Raw genomic sequence first — 26836 nt, 5'->3', positions numbered from 1 at the left:
GCCCGGCGTTCGGCGGCAATATTATGGCGACCATTTTGTGTCCGGATCACCGCCCGCAAATGGGTACGGTACGGCCGAAAGTATTCAAGCGGCCCGTTCCCGACTACTCGCGGACCGGCGAAATTATCCGTGTTGCCAGCAAGGTGAAACCGGAAGACATTCGCACCAAGCTTATCGATATCATTCAGGTATGCACCGCTTCCTGCAACCTTGAAGAAGCGGAAATAATCGTATCCGGCGGCCGCGGCATGTGTGCTCCGGAAAACTTCAAGTTGGTCGAAGAACTGGCCGAAGTTTTGGGTGGCGCGGTCGGTGCCTCCCGTGCGGCCGTAGACGCCGGTTGGAAGCCTGCGCTGCATCAGGTCGGCCAAACCGGAAAAACGGTAGGTCCCAAAATATACTTTGCCTGCGGTATTTCCGGCGCCATCCAGCATTTAGCCGGCATGTCCTCTTCGGATGTTATAATCGCCATCAACAAAGATCCGGACGCGCCGATCTTCAAAGTGGCCGATTACGGCATCGTCGGGGATGTCCTGGAAGTTCTGCCGATATTAACTGAGGAGTTCCGTAAAATTAAGCAAGCCTAAGCGCAAAGGAGGAGGATCTTGTGGTTCAGGACGTAAAGTTTGAGGACATAAAAATTGGCGACAAGGCTAGTATGTCCAAGACGGTTACCGAGTATGACGTTTATACCTTCGCCGGACTGACGGGCGATTTCAATCCCGTTCATGTAAATTCTGAGTTTGCCAAGACAACCATGTTCAAAGAGCGAATCGCTCATGGCATGCTGTCAGCCGGCTTTATTTCCGCCGTTCTCGGCACGGCTCTGCCGGGCATGAATACCATTTATCTGGCGCAGGAACTTGCCTTTAAGGCGCCGGTGAAAATCGGCGATACCGTTACCGCTACTGTTGAGGTCCTTGAAAAGATTGAAGGCAAAAACCGCATTATCCTTAAAACAACTGTCACCAACCAGGACGGCGTTGTCGTAGTGGACGGCAAGGCAACGGTTATGAAGAAGTAAAGGAAAACCGGGCGCCGTTTTGCCGCTAGGCAAAATGGCGCCGGGTTTCGCCGTTTTAAGGCATATGTGAATTTAGTAATTTTTTATTAATTATAAATTAAGGGAGGAGTTAACAATGGAATTCAAAAAGGTTCTTATTGTGGGAGCCGGCCAAATGGGCAGCGGTATTGCCCAGGTAATGGCGCAAGGCGGTTTGGAAGTGGTGCTGCGCGACATTAAGCCGGAGTTTGTGCAGAAAGGTATTGGCGGCATCGACAAAAACCTGAGTAAAGCGGTAGAAAAGGGGAAGATGACAGCTGAAGAAAAAGCCGCGGTCATGAACCGTATTCAGGGGATCGTTGATTTTACCGCTGAAGCTTGTAATGTCGACCTGGTGGTTGAGGCCGCAGTGGAGAACATGGACATCAAACGGGATATTTTCCAAACGCTGGACCGGCTATGTCCCCCGCACACCATCCTTGCGACCAATACGTCATCGCTGCCGATAACGGCGATTGCCGCCACGACCAAACGTCCGGACAAAGTCATCGGCATGCATTTCTTTAATCCGGCGCCGGTTATGAAATTGGTCGAGGTAATCAACGGCCTCGCTACCAGCGAAGAAACCTTTGCCGCCGTGAAAGCACTGGCCGAACGGCTCGGCAAGACGCCAGTGAAGGTCTCCGATTTCCCCGGCTTTGTCGGCAACCGCATTATGATGCCGATGATTAACGAGGCCGTTTACACGCTCATGGAAGGCGTCGCCAGCGCTGAAGATATCGACAATGTAGCGAAGCTTGGCTTCAATCATCCCATGGGCCCGCTCGCCCTGTCCGACCTTATCGGCAACGACACGGTGCTATATATTATGGAAGTACTGTATCAGGGTTATGGCGACCCGAAATACCGTCCCTGCCCGCTGCTGCGCAAGATGGTGCAGGCCGGTTATCTGGGCCGCAAGACCGGCAAGGGCTTCTATGATTATAAATAAATACATATCAATAAATACAGGCGGTGAACAGCATGAAAGAGTATCAAAACCTTCTGTATGAGGTTGACGGCGGGATCGGTATTATCACGATAAACCGGCCCAAAGCGCTTAACGCTCTTAATGGGGCGACCATGCGCGAACTGAACGAACTTCTTGATGTCATTGCCCAAGATTCTTCCGTAAAAGTTGTTATCATAACTGGTAGCGGTGAAAAGGCGTTTGTCGCCGGCGCTGACATCACGGAAATGCAATCAATGTCAGCCGTTGAAGGACGCAACTGGGGTAAATTGGGGCAAGCGGTCTTTGACAAGCTGGAAAACTTGCCGCAACCGGTTATTGCGGCTGTTAACGGTTTCGCCCTGGGCGGCGGCTGTGAATTAGCCATGGCCTGCGATATCCGGATTGCATCAGACAAAGCAAAATTCGGGCAACCGGAAGTCACCCTTGGGATTACCCCTGGTTTTGCCGGTACACAGCGTCTGCCCCGTTTGATCGGCAAAGGGCGGGCTAAAGAGCTTCTGTTCACCGGCGATATGATTGATGCGGCCGAAGCTTATCGGATTGGTTTGGTCAATAAGGTGGTTCCACCCGAAGAACTGATGGCGACGGCTAAGGCTATGGCCCAGAAAATTATGTCCCGGGCGCCGGTGGCAGTCCAGCTGTGCAAGGCGGCCGTCAACGAAGGCATGGACATGGATCTTCAATCCGCCGTAGCTTACGAAGCGGAAGTCTTCGGTCTTTGCTTTGCTACCGCCGACCAGAAGGAAGGCATGACAGCCTTTGTCGAAAAGCGTAAAGCCAACTTTACCGGCAAATAGCTTAAGACAAAAAAACCTGTACCGTGCTAACGCGCGGTACAGGTTTTTAGTAGTTTTTTGGGTATTAGACAAGACCGGTAACAGCGTGGAACAGAATAGCGACAAAGCCCATAGTAACAGTGATAAGGGTGGCCACCATAAAGATGTCAAGATAAGATTCTTTATGGGTTAGACCGCAAACCGCGAGAAGGGTGATAACCGCGCCGTTATGTGGCAGGGTGTCAAGGCCGCCCGAGGCGATAGAGGCAATCCGGTGGAGGAGTTCGGGGGAAAGCCCAACCGAGTTTGCCCAGGCCAGCCAGTCTTTGGCCATAAGGTCCAGGGCGATCGACATACCGCCGGAAGCCGAGCCGGTAATACCGGCTAGGACGTTAACGGTGACGGCTTCGGACACGAGCGGAGTTCCGCCAATTTTGATGCTTAAGAGAAAATTAGCTATTGCTTTAAAGCCGGGCAGGGAAGCGATGACGTTGCCGTAGCCGACCTCGGACGCGGTGTTCATTATGGCCAATAAAGAGCCAATCGCGCCGGCGTTGAGAGACTTGGCGAGACCGCCGCCGGCGGGAAGGCGTTTGTAGCCAATGGCCACGGCTAAGACAATGCCGCACACCAACGCGATAATCAAGGCCCAAATGCCAAGCACGTTCTTGACGGCGGGGGCAACAAGCGGCAGTTTCATGGCCTGGAACGATTTTAAGATATCAGGATCCCAGGCGACCATGTTTGTCATGATGTAGTTAATTACGAGGACGGCTAACAAGGGAAGGCAGGCGAGCTGCCAGGGCGGGAGATCGGAATAATCTTTTACTTCCGGTTCGTTCAGCGTATGGTTGCCATAGCCTTCGCCGGCTGCCGCCGCTTGTTTGCGCCGGTATTCCAGCCAGGCTAGGCCGAGGCCGAGGATGCCAACCGAGGCAAACAGGCCGGTAATGGGCGCGGCATAGATGGTAGTTCCGTAAAAGTTAGCCGGGATTACGTTTTGAATTTGCGGTGTACCGGGAATACAGGTCATCGTAATGGTGAAAGCGCCAAGAGCGATACAGCCCGGGATTAACCGCTTGGGAATATCGGCTTCTCTAAACAAAGCACAGGCAAAGGGATAGACGGCAAAGACCACGACGAACAGGCTGACGCCGCCATAGGTTAAGACCAGACCGGCCAATACTACCGACAGGATAGCCCGCTCTTTTCCTAGTCCCTGGACGATAGCGTGAGCAATAGATTTGGCCAGACCGGTGTCTTCCATCACTTTGCCAAAAACGGCGCCCAGCAGGAATACCGGGAAGAATGATTTAATATAGGTTACAGCTTTACCCATGAACAATTCCGTGTATGAGGGCATGACGGACAAACCTTGCATCGAGGCAGCCAATAGTGCGAAAACCGGCGCAAATAAGATAACGGAAAACCCCCGATAGGCAAAAAACATCAGTAGTGCTAAACTCAAAATGATACCTAATACTTCCATTCACTGACCTCCTTTTTAATGGTTTAATGCTGGTACAGGCACCATGGTGGTTTTGGGGTGACTATCCCTCCTTTGTACTGTTTTAAAAAATATCTTTATGCAAATTTGATGCCATTACCAAATTGACAGCATTATTGAATATATTGCCAAAATTCATAAAAATTAAGATTAAACAAAGACCAAATGTGTTTATCTAAATGTACAGAGTGTATAATAATCTGGACATATAAGATTGACAGATAAGTTTTGGCAAAAGAAAAACCATCTTTTCACTGATATAATTATATGATAGAATTTTCAAAAAGTATATAAGGAGGTAGTATTTATGGTTCATCCGTTTAAACTGAATAGACAGGATAGTGCGTTAATTGTGGTGGATATGCAGGATAAGCTGCTAAGGGCTATTGCCAATTGGGAAACTGTTCTTGACGGTTGCATTAAGATGGTTAAATTCGCTCAAACGCTCGGTGTGCCGGTTGTGGTAACCGAGCAGTACCCGCGCGGGCTTGGTCCGACCAATACCGGCATCAGCAGCCTGTTTACGGAGTTTAAGCCGTATGAGAAAACGGCGTTTAGCTGTTTTGGCTGCGCTGATTTTAGGGAGCAACTGTCGCGACTGGGTGTGAAGACGGTTGTACTGGTGGGTATTGAAGCTCATATTTGTGTCACGCAAACGGCATTAGACGCTCTTGCCGCCGGTTATCAGGTGCAGGTTATAGCTGATGCTGTCGGTTCGCGTAGTATTGATAATAAACAACTTGGTTTGGCTAAAATGCGTCAAGCCGGTGCGGTAATTACCGGGGTAGAAATCGCTTTGTACGAGTGGCTGGAAGACGCAAATAGCCCGGAATTCAAAGCTATTCTACCGTTAATTAAGTAAAGACAAGCAACCTGCCCGGCGGGGCAGGGTTTTAATTTTGTCTAAAAATTTATACAACAAAAAGGTATTCCCGGCTCTTTTGCCTAATTATTATCTATATAGCTCAAGAGCACTCCGGGAGGGGTATAATGCGCGTTCGGGACTTGATGAGTACGCGAGTGGTGACGCTGACGCCGGCAATGACATTGCAGCAGACGGCGAGAATTTTTGATAGCGTTGGCATCGACGGCGCGCCGGTGGTTGACGATGACGGCAAACTTATCGGCCTTATAACCAAGTCGCATTTGATAAAGGCTCTGGCTGCCGACAATTTTCATAACCTGCGTGTGGGCGATGTGATGACGTCTGACGTCTTTACCCTGCAAGAGAATACTACTATACAGGAGTTGCAGCAGAACAACCGGATTTTTCGCTACGGACGTTTTCCCGTAGTGGATGGAGAAAACCGGCCTATTGGGTTTATAACCCGTACTGACTTAGTAAAATATTTGTCGGAAAGGTCGCAATTTCTTGCCGATGAGATGCAGGCTGTTTTAAATTCGGTTTGCAACGGCGTTATGGTAACTAATGCCGATGGGATCGTTACCCTCTTCAATCCTGCCGCTGAATACATTACCGGCTTGAGCAGCGATGATGTTATTGGTCGTTTTGCCGATGATGTAATTCCCAACTCAGGTTTGCAGCGAGTGCTGAAAACAGGGGTCGCCGAGCTCAACCAAAAACAGCATATTGGCAGTTGTGAAATCATTACCAACCGGACCCCGATTGTAAAAGACAACAAGATCAAAGGCGCCGTGGCGATCTTTCAGGATATTACCCAGCTTCAGGCGATTGCTAATGAATTGGAGTATGTAAAAAATCTAAAAAGTACCCTGGAATCGGCTATAGAAAGTATGTTCGAGGGCTTTGTTGCCGTAGACAAAAATGGCTATATTACAATGATGAATCAAGCTTATTGCGAGTTTCTCGGCGTCGATGCCAAAGAGGTCATTGGCAAACATGTTACTGAGGTTATTGAAAATACCCGCATGCATATCGTTGCCAAGACCGGCAAGCCTGAGATTGGCGAGGTGCAGCGTATCGGCAAGAATGTTGTCGTCGTCACACGCAAACCGATTATTCAGGACGGAGAAGTGGTGGGCGCCGTCGGCAAAATACTCTTCAAAGACGTTAAGGATTTTAAAATGTTGGCCAGCAAGCTGAATTCACTCCAATCAGAGCTTGAATATTACAAAGAAGAACTGCGCAAGGTGCACGGCGGAAAATATACCATTGAGAGCATCATTGGCCGGAGCGAAAAGATGGAATGGCTGAAAACCATTGCCGTTAAGGCGGCCAAGGGCAATTCGACTGTTCTCATCCTCGGCGAGAGCGGTACTGGCAAGGAACTGTTCGCTCATGCTATCCACAATGCCAGCGCCCGCCGGCACGGCCCATTCATAAAAGTCAATTGCGCCGCTTTGCCGGAAAGCTTACTCGAATCAGAGCTTTTTGGCTACGATGAAGGGGCTTTTACCGGTGCGCGCAAAGGCGGTAAGCCTGGCAAGATTGAATTGGCCAATGGCGGGACTTTTTTTTCTGGATGAGGTTGGCGATATGACTCTGGCAATGCAGGCCAAGCTCCTAAGGGTGCTGCAGGAAAGAGAAATTGAGCGGGTGGGCGGTACGAAAACAAACAAGGTAGATGTGCGTATCATCGCAGCTACCAATCGTGATTTGGAAAAAATGATTGAACGAGGCCAATTCCGGCAGGACCTATATTACCGGCTTAATATTATTTCACTGCACATACCGCCGCTACGCGAGCGTAAAGAGGACATACCCCTGTTGTGCAATGCTTTACTCAAAAAAATCAACGTCCAGGTTCAGCACTGGGTGGACGGTGTTTCACCGGAAGCAATGGAACTATTGCTTGCCTACGAGTGGCCGGGCAACGTGCGGGAATTGGAAAATGTGTTAGAGAGGGCTATTAACCTGATGGAAGAAGATGAGCGGCAAATCTTGCCAGAACATCTGCCGCCGGCGCTTAAAAAAACCCATAAAACTAAGGATTTGGAAGAGGGCTTGAAAGATTTAGCAGGAATACTTTGCGATACGGAGAAACAAGCAATCTATAAAGCCTTGGAAGCTACCGGCGGCAACAAGAGCAAGGCGGCGAAACTGCTCGGTATTCACCGTTCAGGGTTTTATCAGAAATTACATAAGTACAACATTACTTTTGCGAAAAAGTAAGAATTTTTGCGGGAGGACTGTATGTGGACCGTGGTGTATATCGCTGCAAACCGTGCCCAGGCCGAAATGCTGAAGAACTTGCTTTCCAGCGAGGGTATATTGGCCAATACCCGTCCAGCGGGAGTGTCGATGCTGGGCGACGGCCTTTATGAAGTTTTGGTGTTGGAATCGGAAGCCGATGAAGCGCACGCAATACTCTGCGAACAGGCCCTAAAGTAATTGACGTAAAGTTTAAGGAAGGTGTTTTGAAGTGTTAAAAAAAACAAAGATTGTTTGCACCGTGGGGCCGAGCACCGACCGCCCCGGTGTGTTGGAACAAATGCTCGTTGCTGGCATGAATGTCGCCCGTTTCAATTTTTCCCATGGAACGCATGCCGAACATGCCAAACGCATTGAAATGGTCCGGGCCGCTGCCGCCAAGGTCAACCGGCCGGTAGCGCTGATGCTTGACACGAAAGGACCCGAAATGCGGCTCGGAATTTTTCCTGAAGGCAAAGTCAGACTTACGGCAGGACAGCGATTTGTACTGACCAGCCAGGACGTGCCCGGTACGAAGGAAAGAGCGTCGGTAAACCACAAACTGCTGCCGGAAGAGGTGCGGCCAGGCGATACTATCCTCATTGCCGACGGTCTCATAAGTCTAACTGTGGAGGCGGTGGAAGGAACTGAAATTATTACCACCGTCCAAAACAGCGGCGAAATCGGCAGCATGAAAAGGGTGGCAGCGCCGGGAGTTAACGTTCATTTGCCGCCGCTGTCTGAGCAGGATGTTCGCGACATTCTCTTTGGCCTTGAGATGAATATGGACTTCGTTGCTGCCTCTTTTGTTCAGCGGGCAGCTGATGTTTTAGCCATTCGCAAGGTTGTGGAGGAAGCGGGCGGTCAGATCGATATCATTGCTAAGATTGAAAACGCTGAAGGCGTTAAAAACATCGATGAAATTCTCAAAGTCGCCGATGGAATTATGGTGGCGCGCGGCGACCTGGGCGTCGAAATCCCCGCCGAGGAAGTGCCACTGGTACAGAAGACGATAATCAAGAAATGCAATAAAGCGGGCAAACCCGTCATTACCGCTACCCAAATGCTCGAGTCCATGATCGCCAATCCCCGACCTACCCGGGCCGAAGCCAGCGACATCGCCAACGCTATTCTCGACGGTAGTGACGCGATCATGTTGAGCGGCGAAACGGCTTCCGGCCAGTATCCGGTTGAAGCGGTGACGACAATGGCTAAAATTGCCGTACGAACTGAGGCGGCACTAAGCTATACCGACATTTTAATGGCCAAAGGACTATTGCCGCAGCGCACCACAACCGATGCCATCAGCCACGCCACTGTCCAGGTCGCCCATGAGCTTGGCGCTTCCGCCATTATTACGGCTACCGAATCGGGGTACACTACCCGCATGGTATCAAAATATCGTCCCCAGGCGACCATTATCGCTGTTACCCCCCATGCACGGACTATGCGCCGCATGCTGCTCCTGTGGGGTGTCTACCCGGTACAGGGACCCAAGTCCCATGATACGGACGAAATGGTTCAAAACGCCGTAGCCGGCGCCCTGACCACCGGCGTGGTAAAGGAGGGTGATTTGGTGGTTATCACCGCTGGCGTTCCGGTAGGGACACCCGGTACCACCAATATGATCCGTGTGCATATTGTCGGTAACATTTTGCTGCGTGGTCAGGGTATCGGCCAGCAAGTGGTTACCGGCAAGGTATGTGTTGCCTTATCGATTAGCGATGTTAAAAATAAATTCCAGCCTGGCGATATTCTTGTCGTTACCAGCATTGACGAAGAAACGGCGCCCTATGCTGCCAAGGCGGCCGCGATTGTGGCCGAAGAAGGCGGAATGACGTCTCACGCCGCAATTGTTGGGATTAGCTATGGCGTGCCTGTCATCGTCGGTGTTGATGGCGCAACCGGCAAAATGAATGATGGCGCCATTGTGACGGTCGATGCCGCCCGCGGCCTTGTTTACCAGGGAGAAATTCACGCCCGATAATCATTAGGAGGGCTAATATGCTATATTTGCTGCTGGCGGCAGTCGCCTGCGCCTTCTTGCTCATGTATATCTATAACCGCCGCAGCTTGCCGCGCCGTCTTCGTTCGCTTAAAAGCAGGCTAACAGCATTGACGGGGCAAAAGGGAGGTCGTCAGCCGCGACAGGAATGGCTGGATGATCTCTACCGGCTGCTGAAGCAGGCGCTGTCCGGCGGAGACCAGGCTATTCTGTTCCAGACCGCGGATTTATTAAAAACCGCTTTTGGTGAGGGCATTATGCGACCGGAGGAACCGGTGCGCCTGGCGGGGGTAGTGATCGGCGCACTGCGGGCTAAGCAAGCGGATATCGCTGGCGTGCTATTGGATGCTTTTCGGCCGCTGCTCCGTCACCAGGCAACAGATATGCTTCCGGAGCTGGCAGAAAGCGTTACCATGGCAGGACTCCTTGCCCTGAAAGAACGGCAGAATTTCGTAGCGGCCAAAGCGGCTGACCTGCTATTTGCTGTCTTGGTCCGCGCACAGCGTACGGATATTACAGCAGGTACTAGCCGCGCCATAAACGGAATTCAGACTATTGGTGTTCAAGCTTTACGGCGTGGCGATAAAAGTCTGTTCCTTGAATTATGCATTCGTCTGGACGAAGAGGTAGTCAATTGCCGAGGGGATAACAGCGAACTAGTAGGCGTATTTGCTATTTGGCTGCAGCGGCTAGTTACCGCCGGCGACGAGGAATTGTTGGCCTTTGTGAAGACTACGGTGCTGCGGCTTGTGGATACGGGACGAGTGGAGCGAGAGTTCTTGGCTGCATTCCACAAAGAGGTCTTGGAAATGGCCAGGATGGCAAGTGTGAATGTGGAGAATCCGCTCCTTGCCCCGTTATTTGAGTTTGCTTTTGAATTGGCTGACCGGCTCAACACGCTGCCGGCCTGGCAGACCGCCGTGCGGGAAACAGGCAAGATTGCTGCTGCCGTCATTACTTCCCGGGGGTTTAACACTGCATTTCCCATCATGGCGGTGCTCATTACCCTTGGCGGCCGGCTGCTGATCGCTGAACTGCGGCGGAGCACGGCCGGCGCCAATGAAGATGAAGGCCGGGTTTTGTATTTGGTGGTGCGGGAGTGCTTATTGCTGCTTGAATTAGCCGTACGCCAGGACATGGTGCTGACTGCCGGGGAACTTGCGGGACGGCTTACCTTGTTGTGGGAAAAACGCTTTAGTGCGCCGCCGCCGAAGAATATCAGGAAATTCTGCCAGCTCCTTATTATTACTTGGATGCAGACAAAGCGGCGCGTGGCTAAACGTCTGTCGCTTGAAAAATTACTCGACGGGCCGCTGCTCCTTTCGTCCGAGGAGCGTTCCCGCCTGTACTTTTTACAGAGCAACTCTTAAGTCCGGAGGAAGCCATGAACTATTTTCAGGAACTTGCAGCCAAGTACGACGCCTGGTTTCAGACGCCGCACGGCCAGTATGTATATCGCTATGAGCGGGAAATGATTTTGGACCTCGCTGAGGTGCAAAAGAATATGCATGTCGCAGATGTCGGCTGCGGAACAGGTATCTATACCAACGAATTTTGTGCAGCCGGCGCGCGGGTGGTGGGGATTGATATTTCCCCGGAAATGTTAGCGATTGCTGCGGAGAAAAATAAAGCATGGGGTAACCGGGTTAGTTTTGTTACGGCCGATGCGGCGGCATTGCCTTTCCCTGATAACGCCTTTGATATGGTCGTCAGTATCACGGCGATGGAATTTTTTGAAGAACCGCGTCTTTGCCTGCACGAAATGTACCGCATTCTTCGTCCTGGCGGTCGCATGATTGTGGCGACGCTAGGGAATTTGAGTCTCTGGTCAATAGAGCGGCGAATCAAGACGTGGTTTAAGCGGACGATTTTTAGTCATACCCGTTTTTACAGTATTCGCGACATCGCCCGACTGCTGGATCCTATCACTATCAGTGATTGGCGCGGCGGCATTTTTATTCCGCCGTTTGCGCCCTCAGCACTTATCCGCCGTCCTGATAAGTTGGAACGGTGGGGCCAGAAATGGATACCCGCCCTGGGAACTTTTCTCGTCGTCAGAGTGGATAAAAAGTAATCCGGACTAAGCTTTTACCTAGTCCGGATTATGTTTTTGCGTTCTGGTTTACTTCCTACTAAAAGCAGCGGCAGCAGCGGCACGTACCGTCCGGTTGATTGAATTACCATTCCTATCATAAGACTAAGCGCCACCGCTACCAGATAAAACGTGACGATAACGAGCGGCGTCATGATAAGACCATGACCGGTTACTATATCTATCAAATAATACATGACAAGCGGGTGAATCAAATAGACATGATAGGAATAGGCCCCCAAAAAACTTAAGGTAGCTGCTAGTACAGGCGGCAGCGTATTACGCGAAAACAGGGAAAACCAGAAAAGGGTAGCGGCCAGGGTATAAAGCATGCCGATCGGGCTTAATTGATGATCGGTATTTACCGCTTCTTCCGGGGTGTAGCCGACAGAGTAGAGTAAATAATAGTAATAGGCAAGCATTCCACCGAGCGATACCAGGAAAAACAGGTTTATTTCCCGCGCCCGCTGCTTCAGCCATACCAGAACCTGTCCATATTTGGCGGCACAGACGGCGCCGAACAGGAATATAAATATGTAGTGGACAATCCAGTAGCTCAAACGATGTTGTACGGCCATTCTAAGGTAGGGATTGTCGAAATTGGCTTCCAAATAGTAGCTGGAATAATAATTAAACCCAATTTGCAATATAAGCGTCAGGAGAAGGGATGGAACGGGGCGCTTTAGCATGAAGCGAACAATTATGCGCCAGACCGGCATCAAGGTGTAAAACCATAGCAGCAGCACCAGAAAGTACAATTGATAAGAAGCCAAGCCAAACAAAAGATATTCATAAATAAGGGGCGGCGTCCAAGGCTGGGTATCGCCGCTCACCAAGGTATAATGCAGCATATACAATAGCGACCAGACGATATATGGCACCAGTACGGTGCGGAGACGGCGCCGCATAAAGCGGGCATAATCGAACCGTTCTTCCAGGTCATGGTGGGCAAAAAGACCGAAAGCGGAAACAAAGAAAAAAATGGGGACACTAAACCTTGTAAAGATTTCCAGCAGAGCAAAAAGATGAACGTTAACCTCGGGATTGGTTAGTGAATAGGCGCCGGTATGGATGCCGACGACGCCTAGCATGCTGATGCCGCGAATATATTCGATGGCTGTTACGCGTTGTTTGGACATATTACACCTGATTTTCGGGAGTTTTATTTGACCGTGCGTCCGTAGTACTTGGTTTGCGGTTGGTCAGGTATACGCCGGTAACGACCATGATACCGCCGGCAAAGGTAAACACCGTGGGTTTTTCGCCCAGAAGCCAGGTTCCGGCGATGATGGCGAATAACGGGTTGAGGTAAGTAAATACGGCGGTGCGCACCGCCCCTAGCTTTTCCACGCCCGTGTACCAGACATGGTAGGCATAGACCGAACAAAGCAAGGCCAGATACAAGGCGGCCAGTATCGTTGGCCACGAAAGGTCGCCAATATGCCGGTAGAGGGGCGAGGTTGCAAGCGGTTTTGGCGCAAAAGCAAACGGTAGCAGCATCAGGGTGCCGAAGATGTGGATGTAGGCCATGGCGACAAAGGGCCGATATTTTGGTAAAATTGTCTTGCCGTACACAGTAAAGCCGGCCCAGACGACCGCATTGACAAGCAATAGTATATCGCCAGTAATAGTCGAGGAATTAAACAGATTTATCCATTGGCCATTGGTAATAATGGCGCTGACGCCGGTAAACGCAATAGCGATACCGGCTATTCCTAGCGGTGTGATGCTATCGTATCCGAGAATTGTGCTAAAGAGTACCGTCCAAATGGGGCTAGTAGCGACGATGAGGGCGGCATTAATGGTTGTAGTATAACGCAGGCCAGTGTACTGAATGTAAAAATAAGACGCAATTGCCAAAAAACCAAGGAAGATAAAGCGCGGGATATCCTGACGCCGCAGCAGCCGGTATGTGCCGGTTTGCAGCAGCACCACGCCAAAGACAGCGGAAGCGATAAGAAAGCGGAAAATAACCAAATTCAGTGGTTCGAGCTCGTACATGCCGATTTTCGCGGCAGCAAAGGATGTTCCCCACAGAAAGGAGACGGTGATTAACGCTGTGTACATGAAAGTAGAATTATCCTGGTGCATGAAAGACTCCTTCATTATTTAATAATTAATATTTATTTATAATACTGTGAAAGGAAGAGTGATGATGGAAGATTTGCAGCCCGGAATGGTAGCGCCGGACTTTACGCTGCCATCAGCCGGAGGTAACCAGGTTGGTCTGCGTGATTATGCAGGCAGAAAATTGGTACTGTATTTTTATCCCAAAGACAATACCCCTGGGTGAACGAACCAAGCACGCGAGTTTCGCGACCATTATTCGGAATTTGTTGCCCGTGGCACCGAAATAGTTGGTATAAGCCGGGATAGTGTCACGACCCATGCAAAATTCAGCGCTAAGTTTGAATTGCCTTTTTTACTGCTGAGTGACGCCGATGGCGCCGTGTGCCAACGCTATGGCGTACTAAAGGAAAAAACTATGTATGGAAAAAAGGTGTTTGGCATTGAGCGCTCAACCTTTATTATTGACGAGCAGGGGATTATCCAGCACATTTTCCGCAAAGTCAAGGTAACCGGTCATGCTGAGGCGGTCCTGCAGGTTCTCGGCGAATAAATCGGCGGGATTTTCACCATATGACCTGGTAATAGTTCGCTTTGGCATAGCTTTTTCCTGCAAAGGTGGGGCGCCAGGCAGGATATTGGAAAGAAACAGTGGAATTAATTAGCAAACAACGTAAGGAGGGTTATCACAATGCGTCCCATTGGTTTGGTCGATGGCCGGCTGATTGACTTAAATGAAAATGTTGTGCCTATGGAAGACCGTGGTCACCAGTTTGGCGATGGCATTTACGAAGTAACCAGGGTTTATAACGGTCGTTGCTTTGCCCTAAAGCAGCACATGGACAGGGCGTACCGGTCGCTGCGCGAACTGCGGATACCGGCTACGTATACTTTTGATGAATTAAAAGGCTTTCATGAACTCCTTATTAAAGAAAGCGGCATTACCGAAGGCGCTATTTATATGCAAATTACCCGCGGTGTAGCGCCGCGGGCGCACGGTTTCCCGGAAAATGTCGTGCCGCGCCTGACAATGTCCATTCGTCCCACCGCGTCGAATACCGCCCTTAAGGAAGGAGGGGCCAAGGGCCTGTTTGTCCCGGACGAGCGCTGGCTGCGCTGCGATATCAAGTCCATTAACCTGTTAGGCAACATCCTAGGGAAACAACGGGCTAAAGAGGCGGGCTGCTTTGAAGGGATTCAAGTACGGGGCGAATATGTTACTGAAGGGACAAGCAGCAACTTTTTTGTCATTAAGGACGAAGTGCTCTGGACCCATCCGGCTCACCCCGTTTCCAACCTTATTCTGAAAGGCGTTACCAGAACGATTATTATGGAGGAAATTCTCCCTTCCCTTGGCTTGACTGTCGTGGAGAAGCCTTTTACGCCTGCTTTCGCCAAGAGTGCTGACGAGGCCTTTATCTGCGGCACTAACTCAGAAGTTATCCCCATTATCAGCCTGGACGGCGCACCGGTGGGCAGTGGTCAAGTTGGACCCATTACCCGTAAAATACAGGCGGCGTACGAAGCGATAATCGACCGGGAGTGCGGCCGTAAATAATCGTTAATAAAATTACGGATGCGAAATCAAGGTTTCGGAAGTATCTCCGAAGCCTTATTTTTTGCTTTGATATCTCCCTTTTTTAAGATAGATTATCACATATTTTGACTTTCATCGCCGGCAGGAGCACGCTTAACATTCGGACACAGCCGATCAAACTAAATCGGAAATTAGCCTGTATTTTCAAAAAAATTAATTATTTAATATATTTACAATAGTTACCAAATAAATGGATTTTTACAGGGGCAGCGAATTATAGCCTAAGAGCGCTGCCGCACAGACTATTGGGGTGGTAGGCAGAATGTTTATGTTGTATTTCTCAACGGCTTATGGGGACATTTGGTGGCCCGGATTAGTTTTATTGGGATTGGTGATAGGGGTCGTAACAGGGTTATTTGGCATTGGGGGAGGATTTTTACTGACTCCGTCGCTCCGCATAATCTTTAATATTCCCTATCCGGTTGCCATTGGCAGCAGTATGCTGCACATTATGCTGACGGCGACGCTTTCCGCTTATAAGCACTGGGCACAGAAAAACGTAGATCCGAAATTGGGTATTTTAATGGCAATTGGAAGTTTATTTGGAGCTGAAAGTGGTGTTCGCCTGTTACGGGTCATAAACGCCTGGGGTACAGTTGATATCATTGTATCCGTCTGTTTTTTGGTTCTGATGACATTGGTCGCGGCGTTTATGTTTTATGAAAGCACGCAAGATGGAATAGAAGAACCAAAAACCGTTTTAGGGGAAATGCTAAAAAGCTGTAAGCTCCCGCCATTAATCAGCTTCGAGCGGTCGGATATCGCACATCTGAGCGTTTGGATACCGATCACGCTTAGCTTTTTCGTAGGTTGTCTTACCGGTTTACTAGGCATCGGCGGCGGGTTCATTAACTTTCCTTTAATGGTCTATTTAATAGGAGTGCCAACACGCGTAGCTGTTGGTACCGGCACATTTCAAGTACTTGTCGCAAGTGCTTACTGCGTGTTTCGGAACCTGCAAGATGGTTTCATTGATTTTCTACTGGTCTTTTTGATGATATTAGGATCTGTAGTCGGCGTAAATATGGGGGTAAAATTATGCGTGCTAATCAATGTCCGCAGCACGCGAAAATATTTTGCAAGTATCCTGTTACTGGCGATAACGATGCTCGTTTACTATTTGCTAAAAAATTACTTACTTAATATTTGTCGCTAAAGACAGTTCAAGATGTGAGTGCACGTAAGAAGCATTTTTTGCCACAGTAAAAAAGGCCAGTCTGCGCTAAAGCAGATTGACCTTTTTGCATGGTATTTAGCGGCCAATATATCTCTGTGAATGATAAACAAAGTCTATTAACTTAAATCCACGTCTTTAGCGTACTTTAAAAAGTCTTCTAGCAGCGACTTTATAAATGTTTTTACGGAATGATAGCAGTGCTTGATGCGTTTTATCCATGGGTCGGTATAACCTTGAGAAGATAGAAGCCTTAGCTGTTTTTCGGGAGTAGTATGCTCGGAAACCTGAGGATCATCGTGGCACGGCATTATTGATCCCCTCCCTGGGAGGTTTTATTTCTATTCCGGGATGTACGCACTAGAGCTATTATATCTTGGTTGGCGCCATGTTATTTTACTTCCGGATAATAATTTTATGATTAACAATTAATGCAATATATGGAAATAAATTCAAGTTTAGTTATATAATAAAGTTAGTAAACAATATCCGTCAAGGTTTTATAAAGTATTTTAAATAGTTATCGGGGGGAGGTATTATCATTGACCTTGCTAATATCTTAAGCGTTATCCGTAACGAGATTAACTGCGGAGCGGTCGCGGAACTGGCGCGAGCGGGAGAGCCGGCCTCTTATCTGGCAATGGAACCGGCTGAACTGAAAAAGGATTTCGAGGGCCTCACCAAAGCGGTGATAGACGCGGTGCGAGACAATTCATTTTCACACCTTAAGTCCTTCCTGAGCTGGTTGTGCAAGCTCCGCCTGGAGCAAGGTGTCAGGTTGTCGGACATTATGACCGTATTCGATTTATATGAGAACTCGCTGAAAGACGCGATGTCGCTCTACCTTCAGGAAGACCTGGTCACGTTGAACCGCATGCGGCGGGAAATCGATGCCTTGCTGGACAAGGCAAGGGTATATGTTTCTGAGTACTTTTTTGTGTTATATGAGGAAACCGTTTTTAAACAATTTGAGCAACTACGTGTTATCAACGAAATTTCCGTACGTCTCGTTTCATCCCTGAAGCTGAACCAGGTGCTCAACTTCATTATGACTAATGCATTGCGGCTGTTTAAAGCAAGCTGTGGTAGTATTTCTCTGTTAAACAGTAACGGCGATTTTGTCACGCAGATTACCCACGGTTGGCATTATGCAAGTTCGCCGAAGCTCATCGACCAATGTGCCTATTCTGTCCCGGACATTATAATTGCCTCTGCGCGCGAGAACATAGTGGAGTGTTTGAAGGACGTCATTGAGATGGAGGGCTTATACAAGCTTATCTTGCTCAAATTGCGCAGTAAGAAGCGGGTCATTGGGCTTTTGGCCATGGGTCTCAGCGATGACCGGAAGTTTACTGACACTGATCAACAGGTTCTTTTTACTTTCGCTAACCACGCCGCAATCGCTGTACATAATGCCCAGCTTTATGCCGATACCGACCAGAAGCTGCAGGAGCGTATTTATGAGGCAACCGTCTTGCTGGAACAAAATCGGGCCCTGCTGCATTCGATACGGGAAGGAGTTATTGCTATTGACACTCGCGGCTATATTACGTTGGTCAACCGCGAGGCATTGCGCCGGCTCAATACGGCAGAAAATCCGGTAGGGCAGCATATCAGCAAGGTTGTTCCTAACACCCGGCTGCTTCATGTCCTTGAAACGCGACAGGCTGAGTACGATCAGGAACATCTGCTTGGGGGCAAGGCCGTTATTACTAACCGGATGCCGATTATTGCCAATGGAAAAGTAATTGGTGCCATTGCCACGTTCAGGGATAAAGAAGATGTCAAACAATTGGCGGAAGAACTGATAGGAGTCAAGAGTCTCCTGGAGTCCATGCGGGCCCAGTCGCATGAATTTATTAATAAGCTGCATGCTATTTCGGGTTTGATCCAAATGGGGCAGTACGATAAAGTAGTGGAACTGATAACGCAGTTTTACAGGAGCAAGCAGGAGCTTATCAGCTTTATTGTGGAGCGAATCCGTGACAAAGCCACCGCCGGCTTGCTGCTTGGTAAGGTTAGTCAGGCTCAGGAAAAAGGTGTCGTACTGCGAATAGCCCCCCGTAGCAGGCTGGTAAGGCTGCCTGATCATTTCACCAGCGCGTCGATGGTCACAGTACTTGGTAATCTCATCACTAACGCGATTGAAGCAGTCGTTGGTCAGACCGCCGAACGCCGGTGCGTAGAGGTGCGGATATCACAGGGCAGCAAGTATTTAACGATCAGTGTTGCCGACCAGGGCTGCGGCATTCCCCAAGAGAAACGGCGACGCATTTTTGAGAGGGGATTTTCCACCAAGCAAGGTAGCCGTGGCATTGGTTTGGCGCTGGTGCGGGAGGAGGTTGAGGCGAGCGGTGGTAAAATCGTCGTACACTCCAGAGTTAATGAGGGGAGCCGTTTTGTCGTGACGATTCCGCTGTTTCGGGAGATTGAAACTCGGGGGGAGAGCGAGAAAGATGGAAACAGTAATAAACGTTGTAATTTTAGAAGACGATCCAATGGTACTAGAACTGCATCGGCAATATTTGAGCAAAGTCAAAGGCTTTAACTTGGCCGGGTGGGCTCGGGATGGCGATGAAGGGTTGAATATTATTGCCAAGTTGCAGCCCCATCTGGCCATCGTGGATATTTATATGCCCGGAACCAACGGGTTGGAGGTCTTGAAACATATTCGCCGGCAGGAATGGAACACCGATGTCATCCTAGTGACGGCGGCGCACGATACTGATTCTGTACAGCAAGGTATCCAGTACGGGGCTGTCGATTATGTTATTAAGCCCTTTACCTTTACCCGTTTTAAAAAGGCTTTGGAAACGTACCGTCGCTACTTTTGCAAGCTGCGGACCAGTGAACGGATGATATCCCAAAAGGACATCGATACGTTGAAAGAGAGCGCAGTTGGACTGTCGGACAGGAGCATCCTGCCTAAAGGACTGCAACAAAATACTCTTGACCTCATTATCGAGTTGCTCCGCCATAAGAGCGGTTATTTTACGGTAAAAGAGATTGCCAGCACCTTAGGCATATCCCGGGTCACGGTAAAACGGTACCTCAATTATTTGCAAGAGGGCGGCATTCTTAAGGGAATGCTATCCTACGGGCCGGTCGGCCGGCCGTTGCAAAAATTCCTGGTAAATAAAGATTTGCTTAATAATTAGATGAAACAACAGTTAGTAAATAACCAGCAACAGTTGGTAAAGCGCCAACTGTTTTTTTTATTTTGTACACGGCCGAGTTTATATTTATCCTATTTACTTTATTAACCTTATTTTACAAAATATGGCAATAAGACTTGCCTTCTTTTATAATTCAAATTGAAATACAAAATTATTTTTCTAAAGGGGATTGGCATTTTGAATGCAAAAGAGGTTCTGACTTTTAGAGTAGCTGATGCTATGCCGGAAGATGTAGGGCAGGGGTATGTACGGCTTGATAACGACGACATGGCAAAGCTCGGCGTAATTATCGGCGATATAGTGGAAATACAAGGCCGAAAGACCACCGTCGCCAAGGTTGTTCCCTGTTACAGCCATTTTAAAAAGCAGAACTTGGTTCAGATGGAAGCAATCATCCGCCAAAATGCCGGTGTTGGTATAGACGAAAGGGTGACCATCCGTAAGGTGGCGCACAAACCGTGCAATACCTTGGTGCTTAGCCCGTTGGATACTACCATCGACTTTAGCGATGCTCAGGACATCAGGCATCTGGAGCGACTGCTAAACGGTTTACCGGTGATCATTGGCGATAAGCTCAAAGTGACGCTTGCTGGAGCGCGGGCGCAGTATTTCACAGTTATTGGCACCTCACCCCAGGGACCGGTGGTCATCAATGCCGCAACCAAGATCACGGTGACCAAACCTGACGTTCAGGAAGATATGAGTTACTGCGCTTCCTACGAAGACGTCGGCGGCCTGGATAAAGAGCTGCAGCGCATCCGTGAGATGATTGAACTGCCCTTGAAGTATCCGGAAGTATTCCGCCAGCTCGGCGTGGATGCACCGAAGGGCGTACTCCTTTACGGTCCGCCCGGTACAGGTAAGACGCTGATGGCCCGGGCGGTGGCCAGTGAAAGCCGGGCAACTTTCCTGCACGTTAATGGCCCGGAAATCGTCAATAAATTTTACGGTGAGAGTGAAGCCAGACTGCGCGAACTTTTCGAAACTGCCCAGCGGCGAGCCCCGTCCATCATATTCATTGACGAGATTGATGCTATTGCCCCCAAACGTTCTGAAGTTATCGGCGACGTGGAAAAACGGATTGTTGCACAGTTGCTGGCGCTGATGGACGGCCTGAAAAGCCGGGGTGAAGTCATTGTTATTGGCGCCACAAATGTCCCGGACATGGTGGATCCTGCCCTCAGGCGGCCTGGACGTTTTGACCGCGAATTGTCGATAAATCCGCCGGACATGGCGGGGCGGCTCGCTATCCTGAAAATACATACCCGGTCCATGCGGCTGGATCCATCGGTGGACTTGGAACGCATTGCTCAGATGACTCACGGTTTTGTCGGCGCGGATCTCGCTATTTTGTGCAAGGAGGCGGGGATGAACGCAATTCGCCGTATCCTGCCGGAATTAGACCTAAGGGAAGAAGGACTGCCACCGGAAAGTTTGGCGAAGCTCCGTGTCACTGCCGATGATTTTTTACAAGCCTTCCGCGAAGTGGAACCTACCGCTACCCGCGAGTTTTTTGCCGACCGGCCGAACATTGGATGGCAACACGTCGGAGGGCTGGCCGATATCAAAGAGAAACTGCGATCCCTTATCGAATTGCCTCTTTCTTATCCGGAACTCTTCCGCCGTACTCGCCAGCGCATGCCTAAGGGAGTACTGCTCACCGGACCGCCAGGCACGGGTAAAACCCTGATCGTTCGCGCGTTAGCCGGTTCGAGCGGCGCCCATTTAATCGCCGTGGATGCTTCCACCTTGCATTCGCGCTGGCTCGGTGAAGCGGAAAAAGGGCTGCGGCAGATTTTTAAACGTGCGAAACAAGTAGCTCCCTGTATCCTGTTCTTCGACGAAATTGATGCGTTAGCGCCGGTTCGGTCCGGAGGCGACCGGCAGGGAGTCGGACGGCTGGTAAGCCAGCTGCTGCTGGAGCTGGATAATCTGATGGATACCGCCAACGTTATCGTCATTGGCGCCACCAACCGGCCGGATATGCTTGACCCGGCGCTTCTTAGGGCCGGTCGTCTCGACTATCGCATTGAACTACCCAAACCAAATTCTAATGAACGGCTGGAGATATTCAAAATTCATACCGAAGGTGTACCGTTGGCTGCCGACGTGGATTTGCCTTTCTTGGCCGAGCGCACCGACGGCCTGGTAGGGTCGGATATCGAGGCTATCTGTAAGCACGCTACCCTGGCGGCAATCAAGCGCTATGTCGCCGCCGGACACCGGTCGGACGAGACTGGTCTGGCGGTGCAGGCCGCTGATTTTGCCGAAGCCATAAATGAAGTAGTCGGTTGTTCAGGGAGTTCATTAATTGGGGGTGATAGGGGACAAAAGTATCCTAGCGATTGTTCTATTAATTCAAGTAATTAAAGTAAAGAAAAAGGAGGAGAAAAAATGACACTGGCAGTTGCTATTGACCCCAATATGCTGGAAGTCACTGTTTGGACCAGGGGTGTCACTCTCGCTAAAGAGGCCCGTGATACCGTGACCTTGCTTGCCAAAGCCGGAAAACTGGAAGGTAAATATGTTCAATCTTTTGACAACTATGTCGACCTTCCTGACCGTATCAATGTTCCGGTGAAGAGCTACGCCCGGTTAAGCCCGGAACCTATTGAAACTTTCTATGAGTATGAGAATTATCGTCCGGACATTGTGGTTCTCGCAGAGGAAACCTTGGTTAAGGGCAACGCTATTTTGAAAGGCGCGAAACCCGGTTGTATTGTAGTTATTAATACTGCGCGGGATCCCAAATCACTGGTTAAGTGGATAGCACCGAAAGAAAACCTCAAGAACGTGAAGGCCGTTGCTTGTATTGATGCGAACGCTTTAGGCGCCGGCGTTACGTTGACTTTTGACGGTACCGAAGGTTCGGGCGATGACACCAAAATCGGCGCTGGCGTAGGTGCGGCTATTGCGGGCGCAGTAGCGAAAGCCACCGGCTGTGTCAGCCTGGAGTCCTTAGTAGCAGTTGCAGAGAACAAAGAAGCAGTGAAGAAAGGTTATGAAAGCGTAAAAATTTATAATCTTTAGAAGTTAGGCTCCGTCTCGGTTTAGCAGATATTCTAAGGAGGTGCAAATATGTCCAAGGTTTACAAGCAAGTGCCGTTCGCGGCTATAGTACCTTCCCCGAAAACAGAAAATGAAAGTATGGTAACCGGAAACTGGCGGTTCCTCCGCCCTGTACTGGATAAGGGTTTATGCACGGAATGTAAAACTTGCTGGATATTCTGTCCGGATGCTTGCGTTAATTATAGTGCTGATGAGGGTATTAGTTTTAACCTGAAGTATTGTAAAGGCTGCGGTATATGCAGCAATGTTTGCCCTGTCGGGGCAATCAGTAGAGTGCCGGAACTGGATTTTGATGAGTAAGGAGTGAAGAAGATGCCGATCAAGAAAAGAGGTACAGGTTTGACCGCAGTTGCTGATGCTTGGCAACTCGCCGATATTGATGTTACTGCGTCTTATCCGATTAGACCTTATACGGCAGTTATGGCCGAAGTAGCAAAACGTATCGCCAACGGTCAGATGAAGTGCGAAATGGTTCACGGCGAAGGCGAACATGCTCAGTTCAGCATAGCTCATGGCGCATCTATGGCTGGCGCGCGTGCTACCACCGGTTCTTCGGGTGTCGGTGTAACCTATGCTTTCGAAACATATTCCCCAATCGCTGGCGGAAGATGTCCAATTCAGGCTCTTATTGCGGACCGTACCCTTGATCCTCCCGGCGACTTCGGTTCTGAGCATACCGACTGCTTAACCCTTCGGGATAACGGGTGGATTTATGGTTGGGCACAAGACGCTCAAGAGGCTTTAGACAACAGCCTTATGTATTTCCGTATCGGTGAAGATCCGGAGATCATGCTCCCGCAGATTGTTGCGATGGACGGTTACTTTGTCACTCATATCACGCAAGAGTATGAAATGCCTGATCAAGAGCAAGTTGACAAATTTTTGCCGCCATTTAAGCCCCAGTTTCGTCTTGATGTAAACAATCCGGTTATCATGGGTCCGCAGATTGAGCCGGAAATGGGACCGCCGCTTGAGTGGGACCGCGCTGTTGTTATGCAGCGAGTTAAGCAGAAAATCGTTGAAGTTACCGAAGAATTCGCCAAAATTTTCGGCCGTAAATATGCTCCGTTTGTGGAAGAATACATGACTGAAGATGCTGACATGGTGTTCCTCCTCCAGGGTGCTCATGCGGTAACCTGTCGCAGCGCCATCAAGTATCTTCGTAAAGCCGGTTATAAAATCGGCATGTGCCGTCTGCGTTGGTTCCGCCCCTTCCCGGATGATGCCCTGAAGCAAATTCTGCCTAAGTTCAAAGTGGTTGGTGTTATTGATACCAATACTTCGTATGGAGCAGCTGGCGGCGGCGGCGTTCTGCTCGTAGAAACCAGAGCATCCGTATCCGAACTTAAGAATAAACCTCTAATTCAAGGTTTTACTTCCGGTCTGGGCGGCGAAACCATTACCCACGAGGAATTCTTCAAAATGGCAGAAATGATGAAGATGACTCTCGAAGCCGGGGAGATTATCCAAGATTCGACTTGGGTCAACTTTAACGATTATAACCAAGGTTCAGCCGAAATCAATGCCGCTAAAAAAGAAGTGGCTCCGTCCAAAAAGTAATAAAAGGAGGAACAGACAATGGCAGTAGCCGAAACTATAAAGTCAATCGCTCAGGCGCCTGCAGAGGAGTATTATCTCCCTGGACATCGGACCTGTGCAGGCTGCGGACCAGCCCTTGCTTATCGCCTTATTGCCAAGGCAGCGGGCAAAAACACGATATTTATCGGGCCAACCGGCTGTATGTATGTTGCGAATACCAGCTATGCTTGTGGGCCTTGGGCAGTTCCCTGGACGCATGCGCAAATCACCAACGGCGGTGCAGTTGCGTCCGGCATCGAAGCGGCTTTCAAGATGATGATCAAGAAGGGCAAAATTAAGGACGAATTCCCGAATATCATCGTCATGGCCGGTGACGGCGGCGCGATCGACATCGGCCTGCAAGCGGCTTCCGCCATGATGTATCGCGGACATGACGTTCTCTTTGTTATGTATGATAACGAGTCTTATGCCAACACCGGCATTCAGACTTCGCCTTCCACGCCGTACGGGGCGACTACCATGTTCACACCGGCGGGTCCTGAGATTCCTGAAGCGAAAAAATTCTTCCCCAAAGATCCTATGGCAATATTCTGCGGCGGAGGGCATCCCGAGGTTAAATACGGAGCCACCGCTTCCGTAGCCTATCCGGTTGACCTCATGAACAAAGTCCGCAAAGGCCTTGCATATGAGGGACCTGCTTTCTTACACGTTCAATGCCCATGTCCCAAGGGCTGGACGTTCCCGGCTGATAAGACCGTTGAAGTCGGCAAACTGGCAGTGGAGACCGGCATGTGGTTTATTTATGAAATAGAGAACGGTGTGAAGAAGTTCAATATTATGCCGAAGAAGCTCAAGCCGGTTGAAGAATACCTGCAAACTCAAGGCCGCTTTAGCCATCTCCAGCCGGAGCATGTCGCCAAGTTGCAGGCATGGGTTAATGCCAAAGCCCAGTTCCTTGGCGCTGAAGTGACGTTGCCGCCTGTTCAGTAATAACAGCCTGATAGCTCCTGGTTCCTTGAAGCGTGAACAAAAGGAACCAGGGGCTTCCTCATGTTTAAGCGGTTACAATAAGCAAGCTGTATGGGAGGAGACCAATTTATGGATAAAGGTGTAGTTTTAACCTTTGCCAATTGGCTGCTAGCTTTCCTGCCCATCTTTGTGCTGTTATCGACAATATTGCTTTTCAAATGGGGTGCGCCCAAATCAGGGGCGATATCCTGGTTCGTAGCGGTTGTTATCGGTATCTTTGCTTTCGGAGCAGATGCTCGGTTACTCGCGCTTGCTAATAGCAAAGGTTTAAGTTTATCACTTTATGTGTTGTTAATCATCTGGGGCGCCGTTTTCCTCTATAACATGGTGGAAAAGATCGGTGCGGTGAAGGTAATCGGGGATACCATGACCAAGGTCACTGAAGACAGGCTGCTGCAGTGCCTGCTTATGGCTTGGTGTTTCTCATCCTTCATGCAGGGCATCGCCGGCTTCGGCGTACCGGTGGCGGTGGTCGCCCCCATCATGGTGGTCATGGGCTTCCCGCCGGCGGTCGCGGCGGCAGCCTGCCTGGTAGGCCACTCTTGGTCAATTTCGTTTGGCTCGATGGGGTCGTCCTATTATACGATTCAACTGGTTACTAAGATTCCGGGCGAAATCATCGGCCCTTGGATGGCCGTGCTGTTTATTGTACCAATTATCGCCACGGGTTTTGCAGTGGCTCATATCTACGGCGGCTTACCCGCGGTAAAACGCGGCGCGCCGGCCATAATCGTTACCAGCGCGGTTATGTCTTTTATGTGTTGGCTGATGAACGCCATCGGCGCGGCGCAGCTGGCCACGCTGATACCGGCCTTGTTCGGTTGCGGTACGATTGCCGCTATGGCCCGGACCGGTTTTTACCGTAGCGACTTAACGACAGAGGAACTGGCTCGGCAGAACGTACCACGGACGATGGGTTTTCATCTTGCCTTTTCGCCATATTATATCCTTATTCTGCTGTCCATCCTGTCGCAGATTAAGGACATCGCCAAGGTATTTGCGCCATATACTTGGGGGTTAGACTATCCGGCTGTCCAGACGGCGTTCGGCTTCGCGGTAAAAGCGGAAAAAATGTATTCGCGGATCAATATATTGACGCATCCGGCACCCTTGCTGATAGCGGCTGCCATCATCGGCTACTTGGTGTTTCGGTCTGCGGGAAAATGGAAACCGGGCGCGGCCATTGACGCGCTGAAAAGCACCTTTTCCCAGTGCGTGCCGACCAGTATCGGCATTATTACCATGGTCATGATGGCGCTGATCATGAACGACACCGGCATGACCAACTTGCTGGCGCAAGGTATGGCCAAGGCTACCGGCGTATTGTTCCCCATCTTTTCGCCTTTTATTGGTGTCCTGGGGGCTTTTTTGACAGGCAGCAATACCAACTCTAACGTAATGTTCGGTGCTTTGCAGGTAGAGACTGCCAAAGTGCTGGGCATCAGTACGGTGATTATGGCCGCCGTCCAGTCGGTGGGGGGATCGGTGGGCTGTTCCATTGCCCCGTCGAAAGTGCTTATCGGTACCGCTACGGTAGGGCTCGACGGACGGGAGAACGAGGTTATGTACCGGACCATCCCATACTGTGCGCTGGTAGCGCTGCTTGTTGGTATCAACGCCTGGCTGTTTGCTTACGTGTTCTTCAGGAACCTGCCATAGGCTGAAAGGAGGAAAGGGG

25 protein-coding genes are annotated in these 26836 nt (G+C 49.9%); 22 read left to right on the top strand and 3 right to left on the bottom strand.

Translation table 11 applies throughout. The features are described from left to right. From BLQ99_RS08685 to BLQ99_RS08670, 4 genes are all read left to right on the top strand, one after another. A partial coding sequence (locus BLQ99_RS08685) for an electron transfer flavoprotein subunit alpha/FixB family protein (protein ID WP_143005889.1) occupies positions 1–587 on the top strand: 587 nt, incomplete at its 5' end. 20 nt (positions 588–607) lie between these two features. Beyond that, the gene (locus tag BLQ99_RS08680; protein ID WP_093690090.1) at positions 608–1024 is read left to right on the top strand and encodes a MaoC family dehydratase; all 417 of its coding nucleotides are present in this window, start codon (positions 608–610) and stop codon (positions 1022–1024) included. A 115-nt stretch (positions 1025–1139) separates the two neighbouring features. Next, positions 1140–1994, top strand: coding sequence for a 3-hydroxybutyryl-CoA dehydrogenase (locus BLQ99_RS08675; protein ID WP_093690088.1), 855 nt, complete (start codon positions 1140–1142; stop codon positions 1992–1994). 32 nt (positions 1995–2026) lie between these two features. Continuing rightward, positions 2027–2812, top strand: a complete 786-nt coding sequence (locus BLQ99_RS08670; protein ID WP_093690086.1) for a short-chain-enoyl-CoA hydratase — start codon at positions 2027–2029, stop codon at positions 2810–2812. A 64-nt stretch (positions 2813–2876) separates the two neighbouring features. Here the strand turns inward: BLQ99_RS08670 and BLQ99_RS08665 are convergent, their stop codons facing one another. Next, positions 2877–4280, bottom strand: a complete 1404-nt coding sequence (locus BLQ99_RS08665) for a GntP family permease (protein WP_093690084.1) — start codon at positions 4278–4280, stop codon at positions 2877–2879. A gap of 325 nt (positions 4281–4605) precedes the next feature. Between BLQ99_RS08665 and BLQ99_RS08660 the strand changes: the two genes are divergently transcribed. The 7 genes from BLQ99_RS08660 to BLQ99_RS08635 all read left to right on the top strand — a co-directional run bounded on the left by BLQ99_RS08660 (position 4606) and on the right by BLQ99_RS08635 (position 11489). Beyond that, the gene (locus tag BLQ99_RS08660) at positions 4606–5160 is read left to right on the top strand and encodes a hydrolase (protein ID WP_093690082.1); all 555 of its coding nucleotides are present in this window, start codon (positions 4606–4608) and stop codon (positions 5158–5160) included. Between the two features lie 128 nt (positions 5161–5288). Beyond that, positions 5289–6746, top strand: a complete 1458-nt coding sequence (locus BLQ99_RS08655) for a sigma-54-dependent Fis family transcriptional regulator (RefSeq protein ID WP_281240881.1) — start codon at positions 5289–5291, stop codon at positions 6744–6746. 10 nt (positions 6747–6756) lie between these two features. After that, a complete protein-coding gene (locus BLQ99_RS15295) occupies positions 6757–7392 on the top strand; it encodes an AAA-type ATPase lid domain-containing protein (RefSeq protein ID WP_281240880.1) in 636 nt (211 codons plus the stop codon). A gap of 21 nt (positions 7393–7413) precedes the next feature. Next, complete coding sequence (locus BLQ99_RS08650) at positions 7414–7611, top strand: putative signal transducing protein (RefSeq protein WP_040683078.1); 198 nt, start codon at positions 7414–7416, stop codon at positions 7609–7611. 31 nt (positions 7612–7642) lie between these two features. Then, entirely contained in the window at positions 7643–9397 is a 1755-nt protein-coding gene (gene pyk, locus BLQ99_RS08645) for a pyruvate kinase (protein WP_093690080.1), read from the top strand. Between the two features lie 17 nt (positions 9398–9414). Continuing rightward, the gene (locus BLQ99_RS08640; RefSeq protein ID WP_093690078.1) at positions 9415–10785 is read left to right on the top strand and encodes a hypothetical protein; all 1371 of its coding nucleotides are present in this window, start codon (positions 9415–9417) and stop codon (positions 10783–10785) included. A 14-nt stretch (positions 10786–10799) separates the two neighbouring features. Beyond that, complete coding sequence (locus BLQ99_RS08635; protein WP_093690076.1) at positions 10800–11489, top strand: class I SAM-dependent methyltransferase; 690 nt, start codon at positions 10800–10802, stop codon at positions 11487–11489. 14 nt (positions 11490–11503) lie between these two features. Here BLQ99_RS08635 and BLQ99_RS08630 read toward each other — a convergent pair whose 3' ends face one another. Both BLQ99_RS08630 and BLQ99_RS08625 read right to left on the bottom strand, forming a co-directional pair. Then, a complete protein-coding gene (locus BLQ99_RS08630) occupies positions 11504–12646 on the bottom strand; it encodes an acyltransferase (RefSeq protein ID WP_093690074.1) in 1143 nt (380 codons plus the stop codon). Between the two features lies 1 nt (position 12647). After that, entirely contained in the window at positions 12648–13598 is a 951-nt protein-coding gene (locus tag BLQ99_RS08625; RefSeq protein ID WP_093690072.1) for a DMT family transporter, read from the bottom strand. 61 nt (positions 13599–13659) lie between these two features. On the opposite strand from BLQ99_RS08625, the gene bcp reads away from it, so the two are divergent. The 11 genes from bcp to BLQ99_RS08570 all read left to right on the top strand — a co-directional run bounded on the left by bcp (position 13660) and on the right by BLQ99_RS08570 (position 26817). Continuing rightward, a complete protein-coding gene (gene bcp, locus BLQ99_RS08620; protein WP_342721902.1) occupies positions 13660–14127 on the top strand; it encodes a thioredoxin-dependent thiol peroxidase in 468 nt (155 codons plus the stop codon). Positions 14128–14265: 138 nt separating this feature from the next. After that, positions 14266–15132: a D-amino-acid transaminase gene (gene dat, locus BLQ99_RS08615; RefSeq protein WP_093690068.1), complete on the top strand. Its 867-nt coding sequence runs from the start codon at positions 14266–14268 to the stop codon at positions 15130–15132. Positions 15133–15433: 301 nt separating this feature from the next. Then, on the top strand, positions 15434–16327 hold the full coding sequence (locus BLQ99_RS08610; RefSeq protein ID WP_093690066.1) for a sulfite exporter TauE/SafE family protein: 894 nt from the start codon (positions 15434–15436) through the stop codon (positions 16325–16327). A gap of 808 nt (positions 16328–17135) precedes the next feature. Further along, positions 17136–18893, top strand: a complete 1758-nt coding sequence (locus tag BLQ99_RS08600) for an ATP-binding protein (RefSeq protein ID WP_245690385.1) — start codon at positions 17136–17138, stop codon at positions 18891–18893. Continuing rightward, positions 18844–19503, top strand: a complete 660-nt coding sequence (locus BLQ99_RS08595; RefSeq protein ID WP_245690384.1) for a response regulator — start codon at positions 18844–18846, stop codon at positions 19501–19503. Before BLQ99_RS08600 ends, BLQ99_RS08595 begins: the two co-directional genes overlap by 50 nt. Positions 19504–19698: 195 nt before the next feature. Further along, positions 19699–21891 (top strand): CDC48 family AAA ATPase, encoded by a 2193-nt coding sequence (locus BLQ99_RS08590; RefSeq protein WP_093690058.1) that lies wholly within the window; start codon positions 19699–19701, stop codon positions 21889–21891. A gap of 24 nt (positions 21892–21915) precedes the next feature. Next, entirely contained in the window at positions 21916–22551 is a 636-nt protein-coding gene (locus BLQ99_RS08585) for an oxalate oxidoreductase subunit delta (protein WP_216093649.1), read from the top strand. A gap of 48 nt (positions 22552–22599) precedes the next feature. Beyond that, positions 22600–22890 (top strand): 4Fe-4S binding protein, encoded by a 291-nt coding sequence (locus BLQ99_RS15055; RefSeq protein ID WP_216093648.1) that lies wholly within the window; start codon positions 22600–22602, stop codon positions 22888–22890. Positions 22891–22902: 12 nt separating this feature from the next. Beyond that, the gene (locus BLQ99_RS08580) at positions 22903–24150 is read left to right on the top strand and encodes an oxalate oxidoreductase subunit alpha (protein ID WP_093690056.1); all 1248 of its coding nucleotides are present in this window, start codon (positions 22903–22905) and stop codon (positions 24148–24150) included. Between the two features lie 18 nt (positions 24151–24168). Then, positions 24169–25119 (top strand): oxalate oxidoreductase subunit beta, encoded by a 951-nt coding sequence (locus tag BLQ99_RS08575; protein WP_093690054.1) that lies wholly within the window; start codon positions 24169–24171, stop codon positions 25117–25119. 108 nt (positions 25120–25227) lie between these two features. Then, positions 25228–26817 carry an L-lactate permease gene (locus tag BLQ99_RS08570; RefSeq protein ID WP_093690052.1) on the top strand — a complete coding sequence of 530 codons (1590 nt, stop codon included), beginning with the start codon at positions 25228–25230 and terminating at the stop codon, positions 26815–26817. The last annotated feature ends 19 nt before the right edge of the window (positions 26818–26836 follow it).

This window comes from Sporolituus thermophilus DSM 23256 (genome assembly GCF_900102435.1).
GTDB lineage: Bacteria > Bacillota > Negativicutes > Sporomusales > Thermosinaceae > Thermosinus > Thermosinus thermophilus.
Note: the sequence above shows the minus strand (reverse complement) of the source record. Positions and strands in the feature narration are given on the sequence as shown.

Bases quoted from the DNA above. Each gene is read 5' to 3' on its own strand.
- BLQ99_RS08675 (WP_093690088.1), top strand. From the start codon at position 1,140: ATGGAATTCAAAAAGGTTCTTATTGTGGGAGCCGGCCAAATGGGCAGC.
- BLQ99_RS08670 (WP_093690086.1), top strand. From the start codon at position 2,027: ATGAAAGAGTATCAAAACCTTCTGTATGAGGTTGACGGCGGGATCGGT.
- BLQ99_RS08665 (WP_093690084.1), bottom strand. From the start codon at position 4,280: ATGGAAGTATTAGGTATCATTTTGAGTTTAGCACTACTGATGTTTTTT.
- BLQ99_RS08660 (WP_093690082.1), top strand. From the start codon at position 4,606: ATGGTTCATCCGTTTAAACTGAATAGACAGGATAGTGCGTTAATTGTG.
- BLQ99_RS08655 (WP_281240881.1), top strand. From the start codon at position 5,289: ATGCGCGTTCGGGACTTGATGAGTACGCGAGTGGTGACGCTGACGCCG.
- BLQ99_RS15295 (WP_281240880.1), top strand. From the start codon at position 6,757: ATGACTCTGGCAATGCAGGCCAAGCTCCTAAGGGTGCTGCAGGAAAGA.
- BLQ99_RS08650 (WP_040683078.1), top strand. From the start codon at position 7,414: ATGTGGACCGTGGTGTATATCGCTGCAAACCGTGCCCAGGCCGAAATG.
- BLQ99_RS08640 (WP_093690078.1), top strand. From the start codon at position 9,415: ATGCTATATTTGCTGCTGGCGGCAGTCGCCTGCGCCTTCTTGCTCATG.
- BLQ99_RS08635 (WP_093690076.1), top strand. From the start codon at position 10,800: ATGAACTATTTTCAGGAACTTGCAGCCAAGTACGACGCCTGGTTTCAG.
- BLQ99_RS08630 (WP_093690074.1), bottom strand. From the start codon at position 12,646: ATGTCCAAACAACGCGTAACAGCCATCGAATATATTCGCGGCATCAGC.
- BLQ99_RS08625 (WP_093690072.1), bottom strand. From the start codon at position 13,598: ATGCACCAGGATAATTCTACTTTCATGTACACAGCGTTAATCACCGTC.
- dat (WP_093690068.1), top strand. From the start codon at position 14,266: ATGCGTCCCATTGGTTTGGTCGATGGCCGGCTGATTGACTTAAATGAA.
- BLQ99_RS08610 (WP_093690066.1), top strand. From the start codon at position 15,434: ATGTTTATGTTGTATTTCTCAACGGCTTATGGGGACATTTGGTGGCCC.
- BLQ99_RS08600 (WP_245690385.1), top strand. From the start codon at position 17,136: ATGACCGTATTCGATTTATATGAGAACTCGCTGAAAGACGCGATGTCG.
- BLQ99_RS08595 (WP_245690384.1), top strand. From the start codon at position 18,844: ATGGTACTAGAACTGCATCGGCAATATTTGAGCAAAGTCAAAGGCTTT.
- BLQ99_RS08585 (WP_216093649.1), top strand. From the start codon at position 21,916: ATGACACTGGCAGTTGCTATTGACCCCAATATGCTGGAAGTCACTGTT.
- BLQ99_RS15055 (WP_216093648.1), top strand. From the start codon at position 22,600: ATGTCCAAGGTTTACAAGCAAGTGCCGTTCGCGGCTATAGTACCTTCC.
- BLQ99_RS08580 (WP_093690056.1), top strand. From the start codon at position 22,903: ATGCCGATCAAGAAAAGAGGTACAGGTTTGACCGCAGTTGCTGATGCT.
- BLQ99_RS08575 (WP_093690054.1), top strand. From the start codon at position 24,169: ATGGCAGTAGCCGAAACTATAAAGTCAATCGCTCAGGCGCCTGCAGAG.
- BLQ99_RS08570 (WP_093690052.1), top strand. From the start codon at position 25,228: ATGGATAAAGGTGTAGTTTTAACCTTTGCCAATTGGCTGCTAGCTTTC.